This is a genomic window from Halopseudomonas salina (assembly GCF_014637955.1).
GTDB classification, from domain to species: Bacteria; Pseudomonadota; Gammaproteobacteria; order Pseudomonadales; family Pseudomonadaceae; genus Halopseudomonas; species Halopseudomonas salina.
This window is the reverse complement of sequence record NZ_BMFF01000004.1, coordinates 357374-381882: the sequence shown is the minus strand read 5'-3', so window position 1 is coordinate 381882 and position 24509 is coordinate 357374. Positions and strand designations below refer to the sequence as shown.

The window sequence follows — 24509 nt, the reverse complement described above, 5'->3', positions numbered from 1 at the left end:
TTTTCGTCCGGCGCAATGCCGGGCGATCAGGATCCTTTGCAACGGAAATGCCATGCCTTTCACACCCGATACCCCCCTGGACCTTGAGTGCCACCAGCTGTACAAGGCGTTTGCCGGCCAGGCGGCGGTAGATAATATCTCCCTGAGTATTCCGGCCGGTTCCTTTTTCTCCATTCTGGGACCCTCGGGCTGCGGTAAAACAACGCTGCTGCGCATGCTTGCAGGCTTTGTCGAACCCGATCACGGGGACATCCGCATCAAGGGCCAGTCCATGCGGGGAGTACCGCCCAACAAGCGATCTCTGAATATGGTGTTCCAGCATCTGGCTCTGTTTCCGATGATGAGCGTCGCGGACAACATAGCCTACGGGCTGAAACGTCGCGGTGTTGCCAGGAAAGATATTGCCCGGCGGGTGAATGACGTACTCGAAAGGGTCGGGCTGCCCGACGTGGGGCAGCGCAAGCCGGACCAACTCTCCGGTGGGCAAAAGCAGCGCATTGCCATCGCCCGCTGTCTGGTGCTGGAGCCGGCGGTGTTATTGCTGGATGAACCCCTGGGCGCCCTGGATCTGAAGCTGCGCGAGCAGATGAAACTGGAGCTCAAGCAGCTGCAGCAGACCTTTGGCACCACCTTTGTCTATATCACCCACGACCAGTCCGAAGCCCTGGTCATGTCTGATCAGGTGGCCGTGATGAATAAGGGCCGCTTCGAGCAGGTAGCAAGCCCGCAAACCTTGTATTACGAGCCGGCCACCCCTTTTGTGGCGGGATTTGTTGGCGACTCAAACCGGCTTCAGGCACGTGTGGCGGCTCCGGGTCGGGTCACCCTGGCCAGTGGTCAGGCTATTCAAGCCACCGCTGCAGGAGCTCTGCCGATCAGTGTGGGCGACGCCGTTTCACTGTTTGTGCGGCCTGAAGGTATCAGCCCGTTTTTACCGGGTGAGACATGCCGGATGGACAACTGCCTGAATGCTCAGATCAATACACTGTTATTCGATGGCGCCAACAGTCGTATCAGTGCGACGGTGGAGCAGGGCGTCGGGCTGACCGTCCGGCTTCCCCAGACCCCGGAGTTTGCCAGGCTGAAACCGGGCGATCGTCTGCAGTTGGGCTGGATGAGTAGCCAGGCGCAGTATTTTGCGGCAGATGCTCCATGAGAGGGAACAAGGCATCACATGGCGGATTGGGCCTTGGTGTATTCCTGCTCATGTTGCCGTTGTTATTGTGGCTGTTGCTACTGATTGTGTTGCCGCATGTGGATATGGTGCTGGTGTCCCTGCGTGAACGTATCGGTTTTGCCGAGCATCGTTTCAGCTGGATGCATTACGAGCTGTTTTTCACCGAGTCGCTGTACTGGCGTACCTTCGTGCGTACTGCGTTTATTTCAATTTTTACCACGTTCCTGACGCTGGTTATTGCCTTTCCGGTGGCCTGGTACATTGCCAAGCTGGTGCGTGGTCGCAGGCGCTCGCTGCTGTTTCTGGCATGCCTGGTGCCTTTCTGGGTCAGCGAACTGGTGCGTACCTATGGATGGATGATCCTGCTGCGTGAAAGTGGCGTGATCAGCGGCTTGCTGCAGTGGAGCGGCCTGGCCGCCGGGCCGGTGGAGATGCTCTATAACGATGTGGCGATCATGGTCGGGTTGGTCTACGCCTCGATTCTGTTCATGCTGGTTCCCCTGGTGACCACGCTGGACAGCCTGGATGACAGTCTTGTGGAGGCGGCCTACGATCTGGGCGGCAATCATCTGAGCGTTGCGCGCAACATCGTCATCCCCCACGCTATGCCGGGTATTGTTTCCGGTTCGATCGTGGTGTTCATGCTTTCGGTAGGCAACTATCTCACGCCGGTACTGCTTGGTGGCAAGGACAGTATGTGGTTCACCGAGCAGATTTTTACCCAGTTTATTACCCGATTCAATTGGGAGCAGGGCGCCGCATTCGGTGTGCTGCTGCTGGTGCTGTCATCGCTGATTGTGTGGCTGGGCCTGAGGTTGAGCCGGCAATCCTTTGCGGAGACCATGCGATGATCGCCTCGTTACCGCTAACCCGACGATTTCGCTGGATCTATGCGGCCTATGTGCTGGTGTTCTTCATTTACCTGGCGGCACCGCTGATCGTTGTGGGCGTGTTTGCCTTCAATGACAGCAGCTTTCCGGCTCTGCCCTGGAAAGGCTTTACGCTCGATTGGTTTGTGGCCAATACCCCTGAGCGCACAGGGTTGTTCCATGATCGCGCCATTTTGCGCAGTGTTGGTACCAGCGCTCTGGTCGCCAGTTGTGTCACGGTGCTGGCTGTCAGCCTGGCCACACTCAATGCCTTTCTTTTTGAGCGCCACCGTTTCCCCGGCAAGAATCTGCTGTTCATTCTGATGCTGCTACCCCTGGTTATCCCGGGTGTGATTCTGGGTATATCCATTCTGATTTTTGCCAGTCGTATCGCCAACTATTTCGACTTCAATCACGATATTTTCCTGGATATGCTTAGGCCCGGGCTGCTGCTGGTGGTGTTGGGTCAATTTGCCTTCCTCAGCACCATCGCCACTCTGGTCATATCAGCGCGGTTGCGAACCTTCGACATACAGCTTGAAGAGGCCGCCCGTAATCTGGGTGCTTCACATCTGACTGCCGTTCTGACCGTCACCTTGCCGTTTCTGGCGCCGGCAATCATCGGCGCAGCGCTGATCTGTTTTCTGATGTCGTTCGAGAACTTCAATACCACGCTGATGCTGGTTGGCTCCGATGCGCCGCTGACCATCACGTTGTTCAGTCGCCTTCGCGAGGGCGCTACGCCGGTACTCAATGCTGTCTCTCTGTTGCTGATGCTTGGCTCGATGGTGCTTGCGCTGGTGGCTGTTCGTGTTCAAAAAAGGGCCTGACAGTCAGCTTTCAAGCAATCATGGGAATTTGGTCATCAAGTTGGCATAATGCCGATTTTGCCGGTAGGGAAGTGCATAATCGTCATGCAGAAAGAATCACGAAAGGTCCGCGAGTTTCGGCGTCGCGAGCAGGAAATACTCGATACCTCCCTGCGCCTGTTCCTTGAGCAGGGTGAAGACAGTGTGACGGTTGAAATGATCGCCGACGAAGTGGGTATCGGAAAGGGCACCATCTACAAGCACTTCAAATCCAAGGCTGAAATCTATCTGCGTCTGATGCTCGACTATGAACGCGATCTTGCCAGTCTCCTGCATTCCGAAAGCATCGAGCGAGACCGCGAAGCCCTTTCTCGCGACTATTTCGCCTTCCGCATGAGCGATCCGGAACGCTATCGTCTGTTTGATCGTCTGGAAGAAAAACTGGTCAAATCCAATCAGTTACCTGAACTTGTTGAAGAGTTGCACAAGATCCGCGCCTCCAACTTCAACCATCTGACCGGGGTTATTCAGGAACGTATTGATGATGGCAAACTGGAGAATGTGCCAGCCTACTTCCATTACTGCGCGGCCTGGGCTCTGGTGCACGGCGCCATGGCGATGTATCACTCACCGTTCTGGCAGGATGTGATCGAGGACAAGGAAGGATATATGCAGTTTCTGATGGATATAGGCGTGCGCATGGGCAACAAGTCCAAGCGCAAGAAGGAGCTGGAGTCGGCCGAAACATAGCAGCCCGGCGAATAGCCGGGCTGCTGTGGGAGATTGAAAGGTCAGGTTAACGAGGTGCCGCCGCCAGGGGTGGGGTTGCCCAATAACCGCAGCGATGATATCCGAGGAAGTTGAGGTTCGAACCACTGCCAGGGCTCGACACGTCCAGGGTATTGATTTGACCGGCGGATACTTGCGCCCAGTTGGGGGCTACACCGTCGGTGCTGTTGGGGTTGCCATCCTTGGCGAATTGGGCCCAGTAGCCCACCATGTCGCTGGCCAGTGCATCCAGTTCGTCTTTATCGCCCGTATAACGATCGCGCATCACCTGCTCCGGGTATAGAACATAGGGAATCTCGCCGGCGTGTGTTGCCCCCAGTGGGAAGCTCGCCGCAGGTACCAAAGTCCAGGGCGCATTTTCGTCGCGGAACCAGTACTGGTAGGTATTCATGTTGCTGTTCGCGAACGTGCTGGCCTGTGCATAGCTGTTGCAGGCGAAGTTGGAGTCGGTCCAGATCGCCGACAGTGCCAGCGATAGTCGATTTGCCCCGGTGGGGTACTCATTCAGATAGTAGGTGGCGATGGCATCGGCATCCAGGCCTGAATCTTCAAAAAGATCAGCGACGCGTGTGCGGTATTCGGCCTCGCCCAGGACATCAAGCGGGTCGCCTGTGAGTTCATCCAGAGCGACGAACAGGGTGCCTTCATCCTGGTTGCTGCCGATCATGATGTCCAGATCCTGATTGAATGAACCGGTGGCCAGCGCAGTTTGTATGCTCACAGGCAGCAGGTCGGTAGTTGGATCGGAGTTGGGAATGACCTGGGAGCCCTGCACAGCCAGGAAACTCATTGCCGGCAGAGCGCGCAGACAGGTTGCAGCCGTTGCCCCATCGGCACAGCCCAGCGCGGTGGCAGCGGTTTCGCCAGTCGCTTGCGCGTCAACCTTGCTTTGTTGGAAGGCGGCGTAGGAACCGCTTTGTACTATTGCGCGCTGGAACAGATTTTCCTCTTTGGCTCGTGGTGAAGCGATATGGCTCATCACGCTATGACCGCCAGCGGATTCACCAAAGATAGTGACATTGTTCGAATCGCCGCCAAAGGCAGCAGCGTTTTCCTTCACCCAGCGCAGCGCCTGTTGCTGGTCCATCAAGCCGAAGTTGCCTCCGTCTGACTCCAGGTTGGGGTGAGCGAGAAAGCCCAGCAAACCAAGACGGTAGTTCAGGGTAACGACGATAACGTCTTCTTTCACCAGTCGAGTTGGATCATATTCACCACCGCCATTGCCGAATACGAAAGCCCCGCCATGAAGCCATACCATTACAGGAAGATTCTCGCCGGACTCGGGCGCATACACATTGAGATAGAGACAATCTTCATTTCCGGCCGGCGCTCTGACAGCGAGATCGATCTGAACACAGCTGCTACCGAAGGCGTCGCTCAACTGCAGTGTTTCCGACCGGTCCTCCGCTGGCACTGTTGGCGCAAATCGTAGTTCACCAACCGGCGGTTCAGCATAGGGTATGCCGCGGAATACGCGGATACCTTCCACACCCTCGAGTGTGACGCCCTTGATAGCCCCCTCGGTAGTAGTGACAGTTAGGGGGTCGGGGGTAGCCACTGCTTCACTACCACCGCCACCTCCAGAGAGGCAGCCGGTAAGGGTTACGGCGAAAACGGCGGCGGCGAGCCCTGTCCGGCAAAAGCCGGCAAAAGGGAGGCTGGATCGATTCATTGTTTTATCCACTCAGATTGGTTTGTTCTAATTCGAAATATGGCTCGAGTCGAGTTAAAACGATAAATCAATCACACCGCAGGCGCGAAACGTATACGGGTGATCCTACCTTGAGGTTTTTCGTAGTAGACTGCAGGGTCGACTCGTCACCCCCCCCCTCCAACGGAGAAGTCATGTCTGCCCAGTCGTTCCCCGTCAGTTACATAGAACCCGTCTTCCGTCCCCCCAGTGAAGCCCATTCGCTGATCCTGCCGGTTACCAATGGCTGCTCCTGGAATCAGTGCACATTTTGTGAAATGTACACAGATGAGCAGAAGAAATTCCGTGCGCGGGATGAGAAACAGGTGCTTGAAGAGATACGGCGCAGCGGCGAACAGTTGATTGTTCAGCGCGTCTTCCTGGCAGACGGGGATGCCATGGTGCTTCCCACGCGCCGGCTGTTGACCATTCTTGAAGCTATACGTGAGCACATGCCGACGGTGGAGCGTGTGACTTCCTACTGCCTGCCGCGCAATCTCAAGCGTAAATCGGTCGAGGAACTCAGAGAGCTGCGTGAGGCCGGATTGGCCATGCTCTATGTGGGCGCCGAATCAGGAGATGATCAGGTGCTTGAGCGCGTCAACAAGGGGGAAACCTACGAGTCCACCGAGCAGGCACTGACCAAGGCTGGGGAGGCTGGCATCCTGCGTTCGGTGATGATTCTCAATGGTCTGGGCGGAAAGAGCTTGAGCGAGCAGCACGCGCGCAACTCTGCCAGACTGATGAATGCAACTCAGCCTGAATTTGTTTCGACGCTAGTGGTCAGTTTTCCTCAGGGGATGGAACGCTATCGTGATCGCTTTCCCGATTTCGAACCCCTGGACCAGCAGAGTCTGTTTCTTGAATTGCAACAGTTTATCCAGGAGCTCGACTTGCGCGACAGCGTCTTTCGCAGTGACCATGCTTCCAACGCTCTGGTGCTCAAGGGCACGCTGGGGGCGGACAAGGAGCGAATACTGGAGCAGGTGAAGAACGCCATCGAGCGGCCCGAGCGGGCGCGTTTGCGACCGGAGTGGATGCGCGGTCTGTAATAGGCTCCATTGAGCCACCAGGTAACATGCCGAGGAAATCAGGATGCGCTGGACAGCAATAGCCATTTTACTCACCGCCCTGTTGGCACTGACCGGCTGCGTCAAGCCGTCCGACATGCAGAAAACCGCGCGTTACCATTTGGGTGACGCAGGGTTGATGGATAATTACACCATCACCCGACAGGCCAACTGGAGCCTGCAATCCGACTCCAGTCTGTTTATTGCCCAGGGGCATTTCGTCCCGGTGGGCCATCCCTATGCACGTCCGAATGTTGTCGCCGAGGAAACCTTTGCCGCGGCAGTACAGGTGTTTCCCCTGATGCGTCGTGCGGAGACACCATTGGGATTGGAAGAGGCCCTGGATCAGGCATACGTCCATGGCATGGACTATCTTCTGTACACCCGCTTTGCCAGTGCCGAAGATCAGGTCGGAGACCGTGAACACTGGGAAGATTCCCGTCGCCTGGGTGATGTTGGTGTTGATCGCGCCACCCTGCATCTGATTCTGATGGAAACGGCTACGCGCCGGATGATCGATCATGCCGTTGTCGCTACGCGCGGCGGTTTCCTGCAATTTTACCAGTCCGAGCCAACGGATCTGCTGCGTCCGCCGCTGGAAGACTACACCCGGCAATTGCTCGGCCGTTGAATAGAGGTAACACCATGACCCGACGACCACCACCGCACCAGTCGCTGCTCGACAGCATCCCCGGCGCCAATTCGACCCGTCGCCCGCAACCGGCTCCGGTTGATCAGTGGGATCCGCCGGTCAGTGGCGAAATGGATCTGCAGATTACCCGCGATGGCACCTGGTACCACGAGGGTGATCCAATCAGTCGCAAGGCTTTGGTGCAGTTATTTGCCAGCATTCTGCGTCTTGACGACGATGGCCGTTATTATCTGGTGACGCCCGTCGAGCGCTGGGCTATTCAGGTCGATGACGCGCCATTTGTGGCCACCCTGCTCAACGTGGAAGGTGAGGGCGAGAGTCAGAAGCTGACATTCACTACCAACCTTGAAGATACAGTCGAAGTAGGAAGTGACAATCCGATTCGCGTCGAGCTCGATGCAGGCACTCAGGAGCCCTCACCCTACGTGCTGGTGCGGCGCAATCTGGAGGCACTGATCGGACGCAATGTTTTCTATCAACTGGTCGAGCTGGCCGTTGAGCGCGAGCACCAGGGCACACTTTGTCTGGGCGTCTGGAGCAACGGATGCTTCTTTCCGATAGACGGCAACCGCGCCTGATATTTCCCCGAAATCCTCGCCGGCCGGTCTGGTCGGCGCTCCCCGGCCACGTCCTTTCTGGCTCTCTTCAAGTCAAGCGGAAAAAGTACTTTTTTGTGGTCTGCCAGATATTGATATTTACCATATCTGGGTCTAGGATTGCTCGCTATGCACAACAAGTAGTGTTTCTTCCCCGTAAACTCCCAGGCGCCATTGGGCGTTGACAACGTGGTTTTACGGGGTGTAGCCGAGTATTTCAGGAGATAATAATGAACCAGACAGCCAAGGTGCAGCGCCTGCACAACACGGTCACCGACATCCCGATGCAGCCAGCCTCCGAGGATATCTGGGATACCAAGTACCGGTTGAAAACCAAGGATGGGGTAGCGATCGATTCGACCGTCGACGAGACCTATCAGCGCGTTGCCCGGGCTATTGCCGATGTGGAAGAGCCCTCTGTACGTGAGCACTGGTACGAGCAGTTCCTCTGGGCGTTGCGTCATGGCGCGATACCCGCCGGCCGTATCACGTCCAATGCTGGCGCTCTGGAGCACAAGCCCGCTACCTCGACAATTAACTGCACGGTATCGGCTACTATCGGCGACTCCATGGACGACATCCTGTCCAAGCTGCACGAGGCAGGCCTGACGCTCAAGGCGGGTTGCGGTATCGGTTACGAGTTTTCCACACTGCGGCCCAAGGGCGCATACGTCTCCGGCGCCGGTGCGTACACCTCCGGCCCTCTGTCGTTCATGGATATCTACGACAAGATGTGCTTCACCGTTTCCTCCGCCGGTGGCCGCCGCGGTGCCCAGATGGCGACCTTCGATGTTGGCCATCCTGATGTCATGGACTTTATCCGCGCCAAGCGTGAAGGTGGTCGGCTGCGTCAGTTCAATCTGTCGCTGTTGATTACTGAAGATTTCATGCAGGCAGTGGCCGACGATGCCGATTGGAAACTGTCCTTTCCGCTGACCCAGTCTGAGGTCGATGCGGATGGTCTGGATCTGGCCAATGATGATCAGGTGATCTGGCGTGAGCTACCCGCCACCCAGCGTTACCTGACCCGCGAAGATGGTCGTGTGGCCTGTCGGGTGTCCAAGGTGCTGAAGGCGCGTCGGATCTGGGACATGATCATGACCTCGACCTACGACTTCGCCGAGCCCGGCTTCATCCTGATCGACCGCGTCAATCAGATGAACAACAACTGGTTCTGTGAAGAGATCCGCGCTACCAACCCCTGTGGTGAGCAGCCTCTGCCGCCCCATGGCGCCTGCCTGCTGGGTTCGATCAACCTGACCCTGTTTGTGCGCGATCCCTTCACCGAGAAGGCCCGCTTTGACTGGGATGAATACCGCAAAGTGGTAGATGTCTTTACCCGCATGCTCGACAACGTGGTCGAGATCAACGGCCTGCCTCTGGAAGAGCAACGTGCGGAGATTTTCCGCAAGCGCCGTCACGGCATGGGCTTTCTGGGCCTGGGTTCAACCATGACCATGTTGTGCATGAAATATGGCGAGCCCAAGTCGCTGGACTTTACCGAGCAGGTCTCCAAGGAGATGGCGGTGCAGGGCTGGCGCACAGCGCTGCAGCTGAGTGAAGAAAAGGGCGCAGCCCCGATCATGGATGAAGAGTTCACCGTGACTGAAGCCATGCTGGTCAAGCGTCCGGAAATGCGCGCCGACGGCATCAAGGCCGGTGACAGTCTCAAGGGCAAGATTCTTTGGGCGAAATACAGCCGTTACATGCAGCAGATTGCCGGTGAAGATGCGGAGCTGGTTGCCGCCTTGAGCGAGAAGGGCGCACGTTTTACCCACCACAGCTCGATTGCGCCCACGGGCACGATTTCCCTGTCGCTGGCCAATAACGCGTCCAATGGAATCGAGCCAAGCTTCGCCCACCACTACTTCCGTAACGTGATTCGCGCAAACAAGAAGTCCAAGGAAAAGGTCGACGTGTTCAGCTTCGAGTTGCTGGCTTACCGTCACTTCGTCAATGCCGATGCATTGCCGAGCATGGAGGCGGGTACCCGCAACCTGCCCGACTATTTTATCGCCGCTGACGACGTCAAGCCGACCGAGCACGTGGATGTGCAGGCCGCAGCGCAGAAGTGGGTGGACTCGTCCATCTCCAAGACGGCCAACGTACCGACCGATTATCCCTATGAAGATTTCAAGGATATCTACCGCTACGCGTTCGAGAAGGGCCTCAAGGGCTGCACCACTTTCCGCTTCAACCCCGAAGCCTTCCAGGGCGTTCTGGTCAAGGAGCAGGATCTGGCTAACACCACTTACCGCTTCAAGCTAGAAGACGGCAGTTTTGTTGAGGCCAAGGGCGGTGACGAGATCGAGTATGACGGCGAGATGCACAGCGCAGCGAACCTCTACGACGCCTTGAAAGAAGGCTATTACGGTAAGTTCTGACACATCGGAGCCCCGTGCGCGGCTCCCCGCTAACGAACAGTAAAGAGCCCGGCCAGAGCCGGGTGAGGATCAGGAAATGGCATTGAAGATAAGCAGCAAGATTGTCGACTACGCGGTAGTCAAACCCGATGAGCCAGTTGCCCCACTGGAGGTGATCGCGGCGCCTGACGAGCAACTGGAAGAGATGCACGAGAAGCTCAAGCGTCCCGAGTTTCTGGAAGGCTCGACCTATAAGATCAAGACGCCGACGTCCGAGCACGCGATCTACGTCACCATTAATGATGTTATTCTCAACCACGGCAGCGATCATGAAATTCGCCGACCCTTCGAGATTTTCATCAACTCCAAGAACATGGAGCACTACCAGTGGATTTCAGCCCTCACGCTGATTATCTCTGCCGTTTTTCGCAAGGGTGGTGATTGCACCTTCCTGGTGGAAGAGCTGCGTAGTGTGTTCGACCCCAAGGGTGGTTACATGAAGCGCGGGGGTCGCTGGATGCCCTCGCTGGTCGCCGAGATCGGTGATGTGCTCGAGCAGCACCTGACGCGCATCGGCATGATGACCAACGAGATGGACGAGCATCAGCGTGCTTACCTCGAACAGAAGCGGGCCGAGTTTGTCAGCCTCAAGCCCCAGGGCCAGGCTGCTTCCGATTGTGACGACAGCACCGAGTCCTACCCGCCTGGCGCACAGATGTGCGGCAAGTGCCACACACAGGCGGCAGTGCAAATGGATGGCTGTCTGACCTGCCTCAATTGTGGTGATAGCAAGTGCGGTTGAGCCCTTTCGTGTCCTGACCCGATCATTGGCATAACCTGATCGAGACTAGTCTAAAGCCCCTTTCCAGGGGCTTTTTGCTATCTGATTCAGCTGTTTTCAGAAATATTCAGATGCATGCCGGCTACAGGTATTCGAACTTCTCCCCCAACAGGGGGGTGAAGTTACGCCTTCTGCGCGCCTAGGATCGACAGTGCCCCGTGATCCGACGGTGGCTTCAGCAGGAGGCGATCCATGCCCAGTATCCAGATCAACGATACGACTATTCACTATCTGCGAACCGGCGTTGCGGGCGGTCCGCGACTGCTTCTCAGCCATTCACTGTTCTTTGATCTGAGCATGTTCGAGCCTCTGATCGAGCTGCTCAAGGATCGCTTTGAGATTGTTGCCTACGACCACCGGGGCCAGGGCGCCAGTGGCCGTAAGGGCGCGCTGGACATGGACAATCTGACCCGCGATGCAGCTGCGTTGATCGCGGCCCTGGATTTTGGTCCGTGCCAAGTCGCAGGCAACTCCATGGGCGGCTTTGTCGCCTTGCGCCTGGCTGCGCGGTATCCGCATCTGGTGGCCGGGTGCATCGTGATGGGCAGCAGCGCGGATCTGGAGCACAAGCTGGCTGCCTTCGAGCCCTTGGTCGAGGATCTGGCGCGTAATGGACCAGCTGACCATATCGATACCCTGATGCATATCATGTTTGGCGACGACATTTTTTCGGACCCAGCCCGCGAGCCGCTGTTAGCCCATTGGCGCAGCAAGATGCTTGATCTGGATACTGGCATCGGTGCAGCCGCCCGGGGTGTTATCCATCGCCAGAGTGTTCTGCCAGAGATTGCCTTGCTGGAGGTGCCTCTGCTGGTGCTGGCTGGTGAGCAGGATCACGCCTATTCAATAGAACTTTCCCAGCAAATTGTGGATACCAGCGGACACGGTGACATGTACGTGATTCCCGGTGCCGGGCATTCGGTAGCGCTTGAGGCGCCAGAGGCAGTTGCTCAGCGTATTGGTGACTTTGCCGAAGCCTGAACAGACCCAATCACCTAGAGAGAGAATGCAATGACAAGAATAATAAAGCGCAATACGTGCCTGGTCGGCGTTGCTACAGCCCTTGCAGCCGGAATGCTTGGCTGGTCCGTCAGTTACGCGGATGAGCCCGCTGGCGCCGTGGCCCACATGCCCGCAATGGCAAGCGGAGAGTGGTTGAGCTACGACCGCACGCTGGCCGGCCAGCGCCACAGTCCTTTGACCGATCTGAATGAACAGACAGTCGGCAAGCTGGGCCTGGCATGGTCTATAGATCTGGATAACAACCGCGGGCTTGAAGCAACACCGCTTTACAGCGACGGCGTGCTCTACACCTCACTGTCGTGGAGCCGGGTGATGGCGGTTGACGCCGTATCCGGGGAGATTCTCTGGAGTTTCGATCCAAAAGTGAACAAGGCCAAGGGCAGGCATGCATGCTGTGATGCGGTAAACCGCGGAGTGGCTCTGCATGAAGGCAAGGTCTACGTGGGTACGCTGGATGGACGGTTGATCGCCCTGGACGCCAAGACCGGTAACGAGGTCTGGAGCCAGCAAACGACCGATAACAGCCAGCCCTACACCATCACTGCTGCGCCCCGCGTGGTCAAGGGCATGATCATGATCGGCAATGGCGGTGCCGAGTTCGGCGTGCGCGGCTATTTTTCTGCCTATGACGCCCAGACAGGCGAGATGCGCTGGCGCTTCTATACTGTGCCTGCTGATCCCTCCAAGCCGGTAGAGCACCCTGAGTTGCTGGAAGCGGCCAAAACCTGGAGCAAGGATACCGACTGGTCACTGGGCGGCGGCGGTACCGCCTGGGACAGTATGGCTTACGATCCGGAGCTTGACCTGCTGTATGTCGGCACTGGCAATGGCTCGCCCTGGAACCGTGAAATTCGCAGCCCAGGCGGTGGAGATAACCTGTTTCTATCATCCATTCTGGCTGTACGACCGGATACCGGAAAACTGGTCTGGCACTACCAGGTCAACCCCGGCGATACCTGGGATTTTACTGCGACCCAGCAGATCACCCTGGCCAACCTGGAGATCGACGGCAAGGAGCGTCAGGTATTGATGCAGGCGCCCAAGAATGGCTTTTTCTATGTGCTTGATCGCGCTACGGGTGAACTCCTGTCGGCAGAAAAATTCGGCAAGGTGACCTGGGCCGAACGCATCGACATGGCCACTGGACGTCCAGTGGAAACACCCGGTGCGCGCTACGAGGAAGAAATGATAGTCATGTGGCCAAGCCCCTTCGGCGCGCATAACTGGCATCCGATGTCCTTCAACCCCCAGACCGGTCTGGTCTACATTCCCTACCAGGAAGTACCGGGCACCTACAGTAACGAGGGCAAGGGTTTCGTCAAGCGTGAGGCATTCAATACCGGTGCGGGATCCTCGGAAATCACTGAACTGCCCCGAGAGTATACTTCCGGCGCACTGGTGGCCTGGGACCCGGTGAAGCAGGAGGCGGCCTGGCGCGTAGAGCATGATAATCACTGGAATGGTGGTACCTTGACCACGGCGGGGAATCTGGTGTTTCAGGGCACTGCGGCCGGCAAGCTGGTTGCCTATACCGCGGACGAGGGTGAGCAACTCTGGGACTTTGACGCGCAGACCGGCATCATCGCCGCACCGATGACCTTCAAGCACGGCGATGATCAATATATTGCATTGATGGCCGGTTGGGGTGGGGCCGCTGCCTTGTTTGGCGGTGATGCGGCGGTAGCCACCGGCGTACGTAATGTCAGTCGCATGCTGGTATTCAAGGTCGGGGGCCAGGCCACATTGCCGGCGTTGGCCGAACCGCCAGCATCAGAGCGTGTGCCGGAACCGGTCATAGCAGCGAAGGCTGATGTTGAGGCAGGCAAGCTGTTGTATGCGCAATATTGCGCGGTCTGTCACGGTGCGGGTGTAATTGGCGGTGGCGTGCTGCCGGACCTGCGCCATTCGGCCGAGCCAGTGCGCGCCGCCTACCAGGCCATCCTTCTGGAAGGCCTGCTGCAGTCCCAGGGTATGCCCAGCTTCGCCACCAGCCTGACGCCTGAGCAGGTGGATAACATTCGGCTGTATGTCCTGCATCGGGAGTACGAGACCTACATGCAGGCGATGCAGGTGTCAGCCGAGTCGACTGGGGAGGGATCCACTGCTGCCGAGTAATTACTCTAATATCAGTAATCCTTATGATAGGCTCGTTTAAAGCGCTTGCGCTTTTCTCGGGCCTGTTCACTGTTATGCTGAAAACAGGCCTGTATCGATGCCAGGCGCTGTAGTTCAGCCAATAACAAGAGGCCGGTAAAACCCGGCCCGTGTGAACCAGGATGACTGACCTTATGAATATGAAAGGCGGTGCCATAATTCCTATAGCCGCCGGCGACGTGGGGAATGAATCCACAAAGCCAGGCAACGACGTACCCCTGCTGCTCTCCACCAAGCTCATACCGCCACGCCTGGGGCGAGGTATTCTGCCCCGGTCGCGTCTCGAGGATATGGCGGCTCAGGTAGCCGAAAGACGTCTTTCCTTGCTCAAGGCGCCTCCCGGATTCGGCAAGACAACCCTGGCGACTATCTGGGCAGATCGGCTTGGCTCCCAGGGTCATACTGTTGCCTGGTTGTCACTGGACGAGGAGGATGAGTCAGTCCAGCGTGTGCTTTTCTACCTGGCTGCGGCTCTGAATCAAGCTGCGCCTGAGGTTGGGCGGGCCTGTCTGAGCCTGCGTGCCGAGCTGACCTTTTTCACCATGGAAACCCTGGCCAGCCTGCTGATTAATGAGCTGACAGGCTACGGCCGGCCCGTGGTGCTTTTTATCGACGATTTTCATCGTATCAGCGACAGCGTTCTGGTCGGTGCATTGCGTTTCTTTCTGCAGCGGGCTCCCGATCTGCTGCACGTAGTGCTCATTGGGCGCCGCGAACTGCCCAACGCCTTGTTGGAACACCTGTATGCCGATGACCTGCTCGAGGTGGATGGCCATCACCTGCGGTTCATTCTGGATGAGACCCGCGACCTCCTGAAGAAGGCCGGTGTGGAGCTGGAACAGGCTGGCGAACTAAGCGCGATTCAGCAGGGTTCGGATGGCTGGATTGCTTCCTTGCGTGCTTTCCTGCTGACGCCACAGATCAATCCTGGTGGTCGGCCGCGACTGGCCACGCGCAGCATCTGTATTCTCTTTGATGAGCTGATGCAGTCTCTGGAAGCCTCCAGTCGCGAGCATTTGTATCAACTGGGATTGCTCGACAAGTTCAGTGTTGGTCTGCTTACCGAGTTGTTCGGAGCGCCTCGGGCGCGCCAAATGTTGACCCTGTTGCAACAACGCCAACTGTTTATCAGCGCTCTGGACGAGAGTGAAAACTGGTTCAGCCTGCACCCGTTGTTTCGCAGCTACCTGAAGAAAGAGTGCATCGAGCAGGATGAGTTGGCTGCCCGTGACCTGCTACTGCGCGCGGCAAGCTGGTTTGCACTGCACGAGTATTGGCTGGACGCGATTCGTCTAGGGCTTGAAAGTGGCCATACAGAAGCGGTGCGGGAGTGGATAAACCAGTGCGCAATGGAATTGCTTGAACAGGGAGATTTCACCACTCTGGTCATGCTTGAGAAGCGCTGGAAGCTTCAGGAGTTCGACGCCCCAATCCAACTGAAAATGGCGCGGGCATGGGCCATGGGGCTCGCCCTTGAAGTGGATGCTGCGCAGACATTGCTAGCGGAAGTGCAAAGCCGGACGGGTCCTGAAAGTACGCTCGAGAAGCGTCCTCTGTATTGGGAAATGCAGGCCCTCAATGCCATGTTGCTGGGTCTGGCAGATCACAATGAACGCTCCGGAGCGCTTGCAGTCAGCTGTTTCGAAGCCGTGCCGCTTCGTCCCTGGGTGACGAACGTACTGCTCAATCTGATGAGTTGCAGCCATTACCACGCCAGCCGCTGGGATGCGTTTTACACGCTACCGCCAAGTCTGCTGGACAACAGTCCGACACCGAACCTGCTGTTCCATGATTGCTATCGGCAATCGATTCATGCCCTGGCGGAGTCTGCCCAGGGCCGTATAGGTCCTGCAACCGAATGTCTTCACATTCTGCTGGCGCGGATCGACCAGACCTTTGATCTCAGCCTCAATCGACCCAATCCGGCTCTTGTGGCGTTACCTCAGGCCTTGTTGGCGCAACTGGCCTACCTGCGCGGGGACAGCCAGTTGGCCGAGTCTTATCTGGCCCAGTGCATGGATTTTATCGCCATGGGTGGATTCCTCGACTGCATGGCCGCGGCCTATTGCACCAGTGCGCGCCTGCAGTGGCGGAGAGGATTCGCGACCCGTGCCCGGCGGACCCTCGAGCAGCTCGATGTATTGGCAACACAGCGCAAATGGACGCGATTACGCGCCAGGGTACTGCTGGAGCGGACCTGGTTGAACCTGCGCGATGGCAAGCACCGCGAGGCTATTGCGTGCAGCCACTATCTGGTGGAACTGGCTGCCGAACAGGGCGAAGACGTGAGTCTGGATCGCCAGGTGTACGCACATCTGGGTGCGCTCTGGCTGGCCGTCAATGGGCTGGAGTCGAAAGCTGGCCTTTTGGCAAGTAGCGCTGCTTTACTTGCCGAGCTTGAACAGAGGCAGTTGCAGATTATGTATGCAGAAGTTGCCCTGGCGACAGGTGTGTTGTGTTGCATACAGGGTGAAAGAGAGCGCGGCGAAAATCTGCTTGGCAAAGTACTTGGCGTCGTGCGTGAGACCGGGGCTATCAGTGTGCTGCAGGATTTACCCGTAGCGGATCTATGTGGTGCTTTGGAGGGCAAGGTGTCGGATGAATGGTGGACCGGCGCTCAGGGGTGGTTCAGCGAGAATCTGCCCGATGAGGGAGCGGTAACCGTGTGCAATGCAGCTCTGCTTGAGTTGACTGTGAAAGAGCGCCAGGTAATGCACTTGGTGGCCGAGGGCAAATCGAACAAACAGATCGCACGTGACCTGAACGTAACACCAGAAACCATCAAATCCCATATGAAAAGTATCTTTGCCAAACTCAAGGTAGATAACCGTGCTCAGGCAGCAGTGATGCTGCAGACTGGTTGAGGGGATTTGCAGGACGGGCAGGGAGCCTGTGCAGAAGAGGCGTTGTACTTTTCGGGTAAATAAACCGCCGCCCGGCATGACCGGAGCGGCGGTTTTTTTCTAGCGGATACCCGAGGCGCGCAGGGCGTTGGGGGTGTAATCGGCGGACGATGCCTCGAAGTTGGTGTCGTAGTTCTCACGCTCTTCGTTGGTCATGCCCAGTGCCACATAGCGGCCGTTCTGAAGGTCATACAGGGTTTCGACTGCATAGCTGGGGATCTTTTCGTCGTAACGCTGCAAGGCGATAGCTTCTGCTACACGCCAGAGGCCGCCACGACCGTCGTAGTGATCCAGAGCCGCCACTTGCCAGTTATCCTCGTTGATGAAAAAGTGACGTTTGGCGTAAACATGGCGCTGGCCTTCTCGCAGAGTGGCCTCGACCTCCCATACGCGGTGCTTTTCGTAGCGCACAAGGTCCTGATTGATATGGCCGGCCTGGATAATCTGGTCGTACTTGATATCCGGCGAAGCGATCTTGTAGTTGTTGTACGGAATCAGCATCTCGCGCTTGCCAATGAGCTTCCAGTTGTAGCGATCTGGCGCGCCATTGTAGAAGTCGTAATTGTCGGAGGTTCTGGTGCCGTCTGAGCCGAAGGCTGGACCGTCATAGGCCACCTGGGGAGCCCGGCGCACGCGACGCTGGCCGGCGTTATAGATCCATGCCAGACGCGGTTCCTTGACCTGGTTGATAAACTCGTGCACCAGTAATACGTCACCGGCCAGACGCGAAGGCGAGAGAACGCGCTGGGTAAAATAGAACATCAGATTAGGGTTGGTTTGTGCGTTGTAATCAGTCAGTGCCGTTGCAAAGGTAAATTCATCCTTGAATACCACCATGGTATTGGAGCCGTTCGCCTGCGGCGTGGCCTGTGCGATGGTGCGGCTGAAGCTGCCACCGCGGTAGCGGGTAATATGGTTCCATACCGCCTCGACACCCGTTTTGGGGATCGGGAAAGGGTAGGCGGTGTCAAAATTCTCCAGGCCGTTGCCACCTTCCACTGTCACGGTATTGACTGCGTTGCGCGCCACTGCTGCGAACACTTCATCCGGCACGGTGTTACTGCGCCGCGACGGATAAACGTGCATGCGATAGGTCTCGGGATAGCGGGCAAACATGGCCAACTGGCCGGGGCTGATCTGGTCAGCATATTGCTCTACGTTGTCTGCCGTGACGGTGAACAGCTTCTGATCATCAGCAAAGGGGTCCGAGAAAAAGCCGTTCTCGCTTACGGATGCTGCATCGGTTGGCAGGCCGCCAGTCCATTCTGGAATAGTGCCCTCGGCGTTACCCGCGCGCTCGGCGCCCATGGGCGTGAGCGTTGTTTGCAGTGTCGCTGCCTCTTCAACCGATACTGCCGCCGATACCGCCATTGCCAGGCTGCTCAAAGCAAGCACGGCAAAGGTTTGGCGACCCAGGTTCTTGATTACTTTCATATTGTTCTCCATCCAGGTCAGAAGTTCGCACCAACGCTCAGCGCAATAAAGTCACGATCGACCATGGCGTTGTAATCGCCATCGAAGAAGTTCGTGTAATTGATGCTGGCGTTGTATTTGTTGTTATACAGGGCATTCAGGCCGATGCTGGCGGCCTTTGATCCTTCGTTGAAGTTCGGGCCATAGCCCTCCACGTCCCAGGCAAAGGCGACGTTGGGTGTCAGTTGAACACCTGCAAAGCCACGGTACTCGAGTGATGCCACGGTGCGCAGGCCCCAGGAATGCTGCGTGTAGAAACCTTCGTCGTTGCAGTATTTGGGTTGGGAGGCGTTGAGCGCTGTTTCACACAGACCGGGTATCGGCAGTTCGCCGGAGCCGTAGAGCGAATCACGGCCAAAACGCAGCTCGGTGGGGCTGCTCTTGATACCCCCGATGTGGTTGTAACCCACTTCACCCACCATGGTCAGACGGTCAGCGCCCCAGACGTTGTCAATGAAGTTGATAACGGTGACTTGTGCCTGGGTGACGGGCATACGCTTGTAGCCCGGCAGGTCAGTGCCCGGGGCTGCCGGTACGCCGAATACGGATCCGCCCACACCCTGGGAGTTGACTGGAGAAACCGGATTGCCAGCCGCGCCAAGTGCAGCACCTACCAGATCGTTCGTGCTGATCTGCAGTGGCTGATTAGGGCGATAGCTGACTTCACCCGATACTGACATGCCGCCCAGGTTAGTCTGGAAGCTGACCCCATAAAGCCGGATATCCTCTGGGTACTCGATGTAATAAGCGGCGTCGACCGGGATCTCCCAAGCATTGGTATCATTGTTGAAACCGAAGCCGCCCGGATTAGCAGCGCCCGTGCCAGCGGTAGTACTGAATACCGGATTACGGCTGTGATAGTTCATCGCGAACAGGCCGAATTCGGTCTGGTTGAGACTGTCTACGTACAAACGGAAGGCAACACCAAACTGACCGCTATCACTTGCTTCCCGATTTTTGGTTCGCGGTACGTAAGCGAAGGGGTTCAGCGGTGAGTTTGCTGCTGCTTGAGAGCCGCCAATACCTACCTGACCGCAACCCTTGGCCACCGAGTCGGTAAACGAGAAGAAGGTGCCACAGTTGTCCAGTACGGTGGGATCCCATTCGAGCTGGTAGAAGGCTTCCATACCCAGGTTGTCGGTCAGACTCTGGGAAACAAAAAGCATGTTGACCGGAATCAGGCCTTCCTTGATCTCGGCGCCCGGGCGGCGGAATGCCGCTACGTCAATCGGGTTGATACTGTTTACGCTGTTCTGAATGAAGGTACTTTCACCCCAACTGACCACCTGCTTGCCTACGCGAACGGAGCCTGGCAGGTTACCGATGTTGTAGTTGTGATAGATGAAAGCATCCAGAATCTGGCCGCCGGATGACTTGGCTGCCTGGCGACGTCCGCTATCATTGACATCATAGAGTTCGCGACTGCCGTCCTTGGTTTCGAAGTCATACCAGTATTTGCCCCGCACAAACACGCCGGTATTCTCGTATTGCAATGAGAGGTCATGGGTGGCTTTGAAAATGGTCGAGAAGGGTTCGCCTTTCTTGAAGTTCAGGCGGCCATCATCGGAGTTGGCGGCGTTGGCTTTGCCTCCGTTGTTGACCCAGATCAGATCGTCGTCGATGTCGCTGGTGCCAATGCTGGTGCCTACCGACATCTGTGAATCGAACTGGCCCTGTATTTCGCCGAGATCAAATCGGGCTGCATGGGCGGGTAGGGAAAGGGCTATTGCTACAGCCACGGTCAATGGCTTGAGCAAGACATTGAAGCTTTGCGTTTTTGTTGTTCTAGTCATGGTATTCCTCGCGCCGGGCGCTTGTTGTTATTGGGAACCCTTGGCAAGTGCATGCTGGCTTTATGTTCAGCCTTCCTGATGGCCCGCCATGCAGGCCACCGCACTCCTTACGACACTAGTCGCCTGTATGGTCGTGATGTACCCCCCTAATGGGGGGGAAGGCTCCCCCGGATTCAGCGACAGTCGTGTTGGGCTCTGGTGCAAAGGTTACAAAGCAGTGAGTAAACCGGGATAATGCGCGCCATCAGACAAGGAGAAATATCAATGCCCCTAACCGACGCGCAGATTCAGTTGGCTATTGTCAGTGCAGTGCTGTTGCTGGGCTGGGCGTTGACGGCATGGCTACAGGTGCGCCGCCAGGCAGGCCTGCAACGCGAGCTCGAAGAGGCTCGGCGCCAAACCGAGCAACAGCGCGAGCTCTGCCAGCAACTGCAGCTTGAAGCGCATCAACAGCACAGTGAACGCGCGGGACTCCAGGTACGTCTCGAACATCTGCACGAAAATGTCGAATCCCTGCGCGAACAACACCGGCAGGGCCAAACGCGACAAAGTGAGCTGGAGCGGCAGGCCCATGACTGGCAGGTGCGGGCTGAAAAAGCCCAGACGCTTGGCGAGGAGCAGAGCCGCCAGTTGGAATCGGTTAAACAGGAGCGTGATGCGTTCAACGCTCGACTGCAGGAATTGCAGGCCAGCCATGAGGCTCTGGGGATTGAGCATTCCACCTTGCAGAATACCCTCGAACACCGTCAGCAGCATTTTACCGAGCAACAGCAGTTGCTCAAGGACAGTCGCGACCAGCTCAAACTGGAGTTCGAACAGCTCGCCAGCCGGATATTCGAAGCCAAGGGGCAGGCATTCTCGCAACAGAGCCAGCAGTCCCTGGATAACCTGCTCAAACCCTTCCGTGAGCAGATCGACCAATTTCGCCTCAAGGTCGAGGACATACACCACAAGGACACGCAGCAACAGGCGACCCTGGCCAGTGAGCTCAACCACCTCAAGGAGCTCAACCGGCAGATTACCCAGGAAGCCCATGATCTGAGCACGGCTTTGCGTGGACAGAAGAAAACCCAGGGCAACTGGGGCGAGCTGATCCTGGAGAACGTGCTGGAACGTTCAGGGCTGGTGGCAGGCAAGGATTTCAAGCGCGAAGTGAGCATGACCAACAGCGAAGGCCAGCGTCAGCGTCCGGATGTGCTGGTCTACCTGCCCCAGGAAAAGCATCTGATCATCGACGCGAAGGTGTCACTCAACGCCTACACGCGATATATCAACAGCGAGGACGATAGCGAGCGCCGCATCGCCCTGGCCGAGCACGTGCAGGCCATCGGCCAGCGCATTCGTGAGCTGTCTGATCGCAACTACTTTGATTTGCCCGGCTTGAACGCGCCGGAGATGGTTTTCATGTTCATTCCGATCGAATCTGCCTTTGTCGAGGCGCTCAGGGCTGATGAGACTCTGTTTCAGAAAGCCATCGAGCAGAACGTGCTGGTCGCCACGCCCACTACCTTGCTGACCAGTCTCAATATCGTTCGCCAGTTGTGGCGCTTCGAGGATCAGAATCGCCACACCGCAGAGCTCGCCGAGCGGGCTGCCAAGGTGCACGACAAGCTGCGCACCTTTCTGGGGAGCATGGATGGCATCGGCAAGAGTCTGGAAAAGGCGTCTGATGCCTATCAGAAGGCCTGTGATCAGTTGGTTGGTGGGCGTGGCAACCTTGTGAAACAGGTCAATGACTTCAAGGATCTGGGTGTATCGGTCAAGGCGGAGCTGGGCGAAACCTGGCGCGATCGGGCAGATCTTGAACTGGGTCATGACGTTCCGGGCGACATCAACTGATCAGAACTCGATTCGCCCTGGCCAAACCCAGTGTATAGACTGAAAAAAACAGGCGCAGGGGAATTGGATGAATGTGCTGAAGCAGGGCGCGCTATTTGTACGCGCCAATCTGTGGATTGTGCCGCTGGTAGCGATGTTGATCTGGGTGCTGTTCCGCTTTCTCGATCCAGCACCGCCACGGCACATCGCAATGGTGACAGGTGGTGAGGGTGGCGGTTATCACCAGTTCGGGCTGGCGCTCAAGGAGCGCCTGGCCGAGGATGGGGTGACGCTGGAGCTGCACAGCACCCGCGGCTCAATGGATAATCTGGAGCGGCTTACCGCTGATTCTCCCGACGTGCAGCTGGGGTTGATCCAAAGCGGGACGACCCGCTTGATAGAGCGCTCCAGGTTGAAAAAGCTCGAAGGCCTGGCTGCCTTGTATCATGAGCCCCTGTGGCTTTTTCAACGTGCTGGTCTGCAGGTTGAACGGCTGTCTGACCTGCACGGCAAGCGTTTGGCGGTTGGCAGCGAAGGCAGCGGCACCTGGGCCGTGGTGGGCAGTCTGTTCGAGGCCCATGGCGATGCGGGCAGGCTCCAGAATCTGGACGGCGGGAATTGGCAGAAATTGCCTGGCAAGGCTGCCGCCGAGGCGCTGCAGAATGGCGAGCTTGACGCGGCGTTCTTTGTTCTGCCGGCGGACAATGAGCGCATAGCCAGTTTGATATCCGACCCCGGTCTGGAGCTGGTGAGCCTCACACGGGCGCGAGCCTACGCGGCCAGGTTGACCTTTCTGGACCACCTGACCGTTACCGAGGGATTGCTGGATATCGCTGGCAACGTGCCGCGCCAGGATCTTGAGTTGCTTTCGCCCGTGGCTACCCTGATCGCCAACGAGACTTTTCACCCGGCATTGACTTCCCTGGTGCTGGAAGCATCACGCGAGGTCCTCAGTGAGGGCAACCTGCTCGATCCTGCTGGCGCCTTTCCCGCCGCCAAACCTCTAGAGCTGACCCTGACTGGTGAAGCGGACTATTACCATCGCCAGGGCGTGCCTTTTCTGCAGCGGTATCTGCCGTTCTGGATAGCGTCAATCGTTGATCGCTATGTGGTGTTGCTGATTCCATTCATCGCCATCATGGTGCCTTTGCTGCGCAGCATGGGACCGATCTACAGCTGGCGTATGCGTGCCCGCGTATTTCGCTGGTATGCCCAGCTGCGGGAGGTCGACAAGCTTATTCACCAGGGCCGGATACAGGGCGTGCTTGAGGAGCAGGTCGAACGCTTGCATCGACTGCAGGATGAGCTGACCCAGGTCGATGTTCCCCTGTCCTATGCCCATGAGCTATACAGCCTGCATTTACACGTGCGCTACATGATTAACCGTTTGGAAAGCATGCGCGCCAGCTCTCAGGAATCCGCTGCGGACGACGAGCTGGAATGACGCATGACAAACTCCTGCACCTGATCAACCACCGGCTCCCACCATTGCAGCGGGTCTGCCATCACCACAATGATCGTCAAATGGTGCAGTGATTCGTAGTAATGGGTTTCAACCGCAGTCCCCGCGCTGCGCAGCTTTTCGGTCAATTGGCCGGTGTTTCGCTGGGGATCGACCAGCTTGTCAGGTGTGGCCGCCATCAACAGCGCCGGTGGGCTCTGAGGCCTGGCATGGTAATAGGGCTGGGACGTCTCTGGGGTGTCGGGATGATGGAAGATGGGCTTGACGTCCGGATTGATGATTGGCAGAAATTCATAGGGGCCGGACAAGCCGATCCATCCAGCCAAATGTTGCGGACTCATGCCGTGTTCTCCGAGCCAGCGTTCGTCCAGGGCGAGCATGGCCGCGTTATAGGCCCCTGCGCTGTGCCCCATGACGAACAAGGGTTGGCGTCGGGTTTGCCAGGTATCCTGTTGTTTGCGCACCCAGGCGGTCGCTGCGGCGCTGTCCTCGACAAAGGCGGGGTAGGTGACCTCCGGATACACCCGGTAATCAGCTACCACGGTGATGATGCCGCGTGACGCCAGGGCTTCGCCGACAAAGGCGTAATCTGCCCGATCACCGTTCCGCCAGCTGCCGCCATAGAAAAAAACCACTACGGGCGCTTCGGCCACGCCCTCCAGTGGCATATAGACATCGAGCTTTTGCCGATCATTCTCACCGTAGGCCTGGTCTGGCAACAAAATGTAGGTGTCATCGGGCACCAGAAGATTTACCGGCGCAAGGGGTGAACAGGCGGTGCTGAGAACTGCCAGCAAAGCCAGTAGAATTTTTGCCGAACGAATGGACATGGTGCACGATCCCTGAACTTGACGTAGTTTTGACTGTGAACTTTCACTGGTGCAAGGCTTGAGAATGGATCAGGGCGCAGTGAGTTCAATCGACAAGCTGTTACAAGTCGTTGCGTGCGCCTTCTATCCGGCCGGCAGCAAACCTAACATGCCTTGACTATATGTAGCCTTGAGCACCCAGAAGCTTTGAATAAGGA

18 protein-coding genes are annotated in these 24509 nt (G+C 57.3%); 14 read left to right on the top strand and 4 right to left on the bottom strand.

Annotated features, from left to right (window positions below; all coding sequences use genetic code 11):
* The first annotated feature begins 52 nt into the window (after nt 1-52).
* The 4 genes from IEV54_RS11735 (at nt 53) to IEV54_RS11720 (ending at nt 3605) form a co-directional block, all read left to right on the top strand.
* Entirely contained in the window at nt 53-1156 is a 1104-nt protein-coding gene (locus tag IEV54_RS11735) for an ABC transporter ATP-binding protein (RefSeq protein ID WP_150276796.1), read from the top strand.
* Complete coding sequence (locus IEV54_RS11730; protein WP_150276797.1) at nt 1153-2028, top strand: ABC transporter permease; 876 nt, start codon at nt 1153-1155, stop codon at nt 2026-2028. The genes IEV54_RS11735 and IEV54_RS11730 overlap by 4 nt, the downstream gene beginning before the upstream one ends.
* Nucleotides 2025-2876, top strand: a complete 852-nt coding sequence (locus IEV54_RS11725) for an ABC transporter permease (protein WP_150276798.1) — start codon at nt 2025-2027, stop codon at nt 2874-2876. Before IEV54_RS11730 ends, IEV54_RS11725 begins: the two co-directional genes overlap by 4 nt.
* Before the next feature lie 84 nt (nt 2877-2960).
* Nucleotides 2961-3605, top strand: a complete 645-nt coding sequence (locus IEV54_RS11720) for a TetR/AcrR family transcriptional regulator (protein ID WP_150276799.1) — start codon at nt 2961-2963, stop codon at nt 3603-3605.
* Nucleotides 3606-3651: 46 nt separating this feature from the next.
* Here the strand turns inward: IEV54_RS11720 and IEV54_RS11715 are convergent, their stop codons facing one another.
* Nucleotides 3652-5316 (bottom strand): carboxylesterase/lipase family protein, encoded by a 1665-nt coding sequence (locus tag IEV54_RS11715; protein WP_150276800.1) that lies wholly within the window; start codon nt 5314-5316, stop codon nt 3652-3654.
* 173 nt (nt 5317-5489) lie between these two features.
* On the opposite strand from IEV54_RS11715, the gene IEV54_RS11710 reads away from it, so the two are divergent.
* The 8 genes from IEV54_RS11710 (at nt 5490) to IEV54_RS11675 (ending at nt 16897) form a co-directional block, all read left to right on the top strand.
* Nucleotides 5490-6386 (top strand): radical SAM protein, encoded by an 897-nt coding sequence (locus tag IEV54_RS11710; RefSeq protein WP_150276801.1) that lies wholly within the window; start codon nt 5490-5492, stop codon nt 6384-6386.
* Nucleotides 6387-6429: 43 nt separating this feature from the next.
* Nucleotides 6430-7035: a DUF4823 domain-containing protein gene (locus IEV54_RS11705; RefSeq protein WP_150276802.1), complete on the top strand. Its 606-nt coding sequence runs from the start codon at nt 6430-6432 to the stop codon at nt 7033-7035.
* 14 nt (nt 7036-7049) lie between these two features.
* On the top strand, nt 7050-7634 hold the full coding sequence (locus tag IEV54_RS11700) for a DUF1285 domain-containing protein (protein WP_150276803.1): 585 nt from the start codon (nt 7050-7052) through the stop codon (nt 7632-7634).
* A gap of 248 nt (nt 7635-7882) precedes the next feature.
* Nucleotides 7883-10036, top strand: a complete 2154-nt coding sequence (locus tag IEV54_RS11695) for an adenosylcobalamin-dependent ribonucleoside-diphosphate reductase (protein WP_150276804.1) — start codon at nt 7883-7885, stop codon at nt 10034-10036.
* 76 nt (nt 10037-10112) lie between these two features.
* Nucleotides 10113-10817, top strand: a complete 705-nt coding sequence (locus IEV54_RS11690; protein WP_150276805.1) for a TSCPD domain-containing protein — start codon at nt 10113-10115, stop codon at nt 10815-10817.
* A 231-nt stretch (nt 10818-11048) separates the two neighbouring features.
* The gene (locus tag IEV54_RS11685; RefSeq protein WP_150276806.1) at nt 11049-11837 is read left to right on the top strand and encodes an alpha/beta fold hydrolase; all 789 of its coding nucleotides are present in this window, start codon (nt 11049-11051) and stop codon (nt 11835-11837) included.
* 30 nt (nt 11838-11867) lie between these two features.
* The gene (locus IEV54_RS11680) at nt 11868-13994 is read left to right on the top strand and encodes a PQQ-dependent dehydrogenase, methanol/ethanol family (protein ID WP_150276807.1); all 2127 of its coding nucleotides are present in this window, start codon (nt 11868-11870) and stop codon (nt 13992-13994) included.
* 173 nt (nt 13995-14167) lie between these two features.
* A complete protein-coding gene (locus IEV54_RS11675; protein WP_188434446.1) occupies nt 14168-16897 on the top strand; it encodes a LuxR C-terminal-related transcriptional regulator in 2730 nt (909 codons plus the stop codon).
* Nucleotides 16898-16996: 99 nt separating this feature from the next.
* On the opposite strand, the gene IEV54_RS11670 is transcribed toward IEV54_RS11675, so the two are convergent.
* Together IEV54_RS11670 and IEV54_RS11665 are read right to left on the bottom strand one after the other, a co-directional pair.
* Complete coding sequence (locus IEV54_RS11670) at nt 16997-18370, bottom strand: DUF1329 domain-containing protein (protein WP_150276809.1); 1374 nt, start codon at nt 18368-18370, stop codon at nt 16997-16999.
* Between the two features lie 17 nt (nt 18371-18387).
* Complete coding sequence (locus IEV54_RS11665; protein WP_150276811.1) at nt 18388-20202, bottom strand: DUF1302 domain-containing protein; 1815 nt, start codon at nt 20200-20202, stop codon at nt 18388-18390.
* Between the two features lie 264 nt (nt 20203-20466).
* Here IEV54_RS11665 and IEV54_RS11660 point away from each other — a divergent pair, with 264 nt between their 5' ends.
* Nucleotides 20467-22041 carry a DNA recombination protein RmuC gene (locus IEV54_RS11660; RefSeq protein WP_150276813.1) on the top strand — a complete coding sequence of 525 codons (1575 nt, stop codon included), beginning with the start codon at nt 20467-20469 and terminating at the stop codon, nt 22039-22041.
* 67 nt (nt 22042-22108) lie between these two features.
* Nucleotides 22109-23464, top strand: coding sequence for a TAXI family TRAP transporter solute-binding subunit (locus IEV54_RS11655; protein WP_150276814.1), 1356 nt, complete (start codon nt 22109-22111; stop codon nt 23462-23464).
* Here the strand turns inward: IEV54_RS11655 and IEV54_RS11650 are convergent.
* Complete coding sequence (locus tag IEV54_RS11650; RefSeq protein WP_150276815.1) at nt 23431-24312, bottom strand: alpha/beta hydrolase; 882 nt, start codon at nt 24310-24312, stop codon at nt 23431-23433. The genes IEV54_RS11655 and IEV54_RS11650 overlap by 34 nt on opposite strands.
* Between the last annotated feature and the right edge of the window lie 197 nt (nt 24313-24509).

Bases quoted from the DNA above. Each gene is read 5' to 3' on its own strand.
- IEV54_RS11735 (WP_150276796.1), top strand. From the start codon at position 53: ATGCCTTTCACACCCGATACCCCCCTGGACCTTGAGTGCCACCAGCTG.
- IEV54_RS11730 (WP_150276797.1), top strand. From the start codon at position 1,153: ATGAGAGGGAACAAGGCATCACATGGCGGATTGGGCCTTGGTGTATTC.
- IEV54_RS11725 (WP_150276798.1), top strand. From the start codon at position 2,025: ATGATCGCCTCGTTACCGCTAACCCGACGATTTCGCTGGATCTATGCG.
- IEV54_RS11720 (WP_150276799.1), top strand. From the start codon at position 2,961: ATGCAGAAAGAATCACGAAAGGTCCGCGAGTTTCGGCGTCGCGAGCAG.
- IEV54_RS11715 (WP_150276800.1), bottom strand. From the start codon at position 5,316: ATGAATCGATCCAGCCTCCCTTTTGCCGGCTTTTGCCGGACAGGGCTC.
- IEV54_RS11710 (WP_150276801.1), top strand. From the start codon at position 5,490: ATGTCTGCCCAGTCGTTCCCCGTCAGTTACATAGAACCCGTCTTCCGT.
- IEV54_RS11705 (WP_150276802.1), top strand. From the start codon at position 6,430: ATGCGCTGGACAGCAATAGCCATTTTACTCACCGCCCTGTTGGCACTG.
- IEV54_RS11700 (WP_150276803.1), top strand. From the start codon at position 7,050: ATGACCCGACGACCACCACCGCACCAGTCGCTGCTCGACAGCATCCCC.
- IEV54_RS11695 (WP_150276804.1), top strand. From the start codon at position 7,883: ATGAACCAGACAGCCAAGGTGCAGCGCCTGCACAACACGGTCACCGAC.
- IEV54_RS11690 (WP_150276805.1), top strand. From the start codon at position 10,113: ATGGCATTGAAGATAAGCAGCAAGATTGTCGACTACGCGGTAGTCAAA.
- IEV54_RS11685 (WP_150276806.1), top strand. From the start codon at position 11,049: ATGCCCAGTATCCAGATCAACGATACGACTATTCACTATCTGCGAACC.
- IEV54_RS11680 (WP_150276807.1), top strand. From the start codon at position 11,868: ATGACAAGAATAATAAAGCGCAATACGTGCCTGGTCGGCGTTGCTACA.
- IEV54_RS11675 (WP_188434446.1), top strand. From the start codon at position 14,168: ATGAATATGAAAGGCGGTGCCATAATTCCTATAGCCGCCGGCGACGTG.
- IEV54_RS11670 (WP_150276809.1), bottom strand. From the start codon at position 18,370: ATGAAAGTAATCAAGAACCTGGGTCGCCAAACCTTTGCCGTGCTTGCT.
- IEV54_RS11665 (WP_150276811.1), bottom strand. From the start codon at position 20,202: ATGACTAGAACAACAAAAACGCAAAGCTTCAATGTCTTGCTCAAGCCA.
- IEV54_RS11660 (WP_150276813.1), top strand. From the start codon at position 20,467: ATGCCCCTAACCGACGCGCAGATTCAGTTGGCTATTGTCAGTGCAGTG.
- IEV54_RS11655 (WP_150276814.1), top strand. From the start codon at position 22,109: ATGAATGTGCTGAAGCAGGGCGCGCTATTTGTACGCGCCAATCTGTGG.
- IEV54_RS11650 (WP_150276815.1), bottom strand. From the start codon at position 24,312: ATGTCCATTCGTTCGGCAAAAATTCTACTGGCTTTGCTGGCAGTTCTC.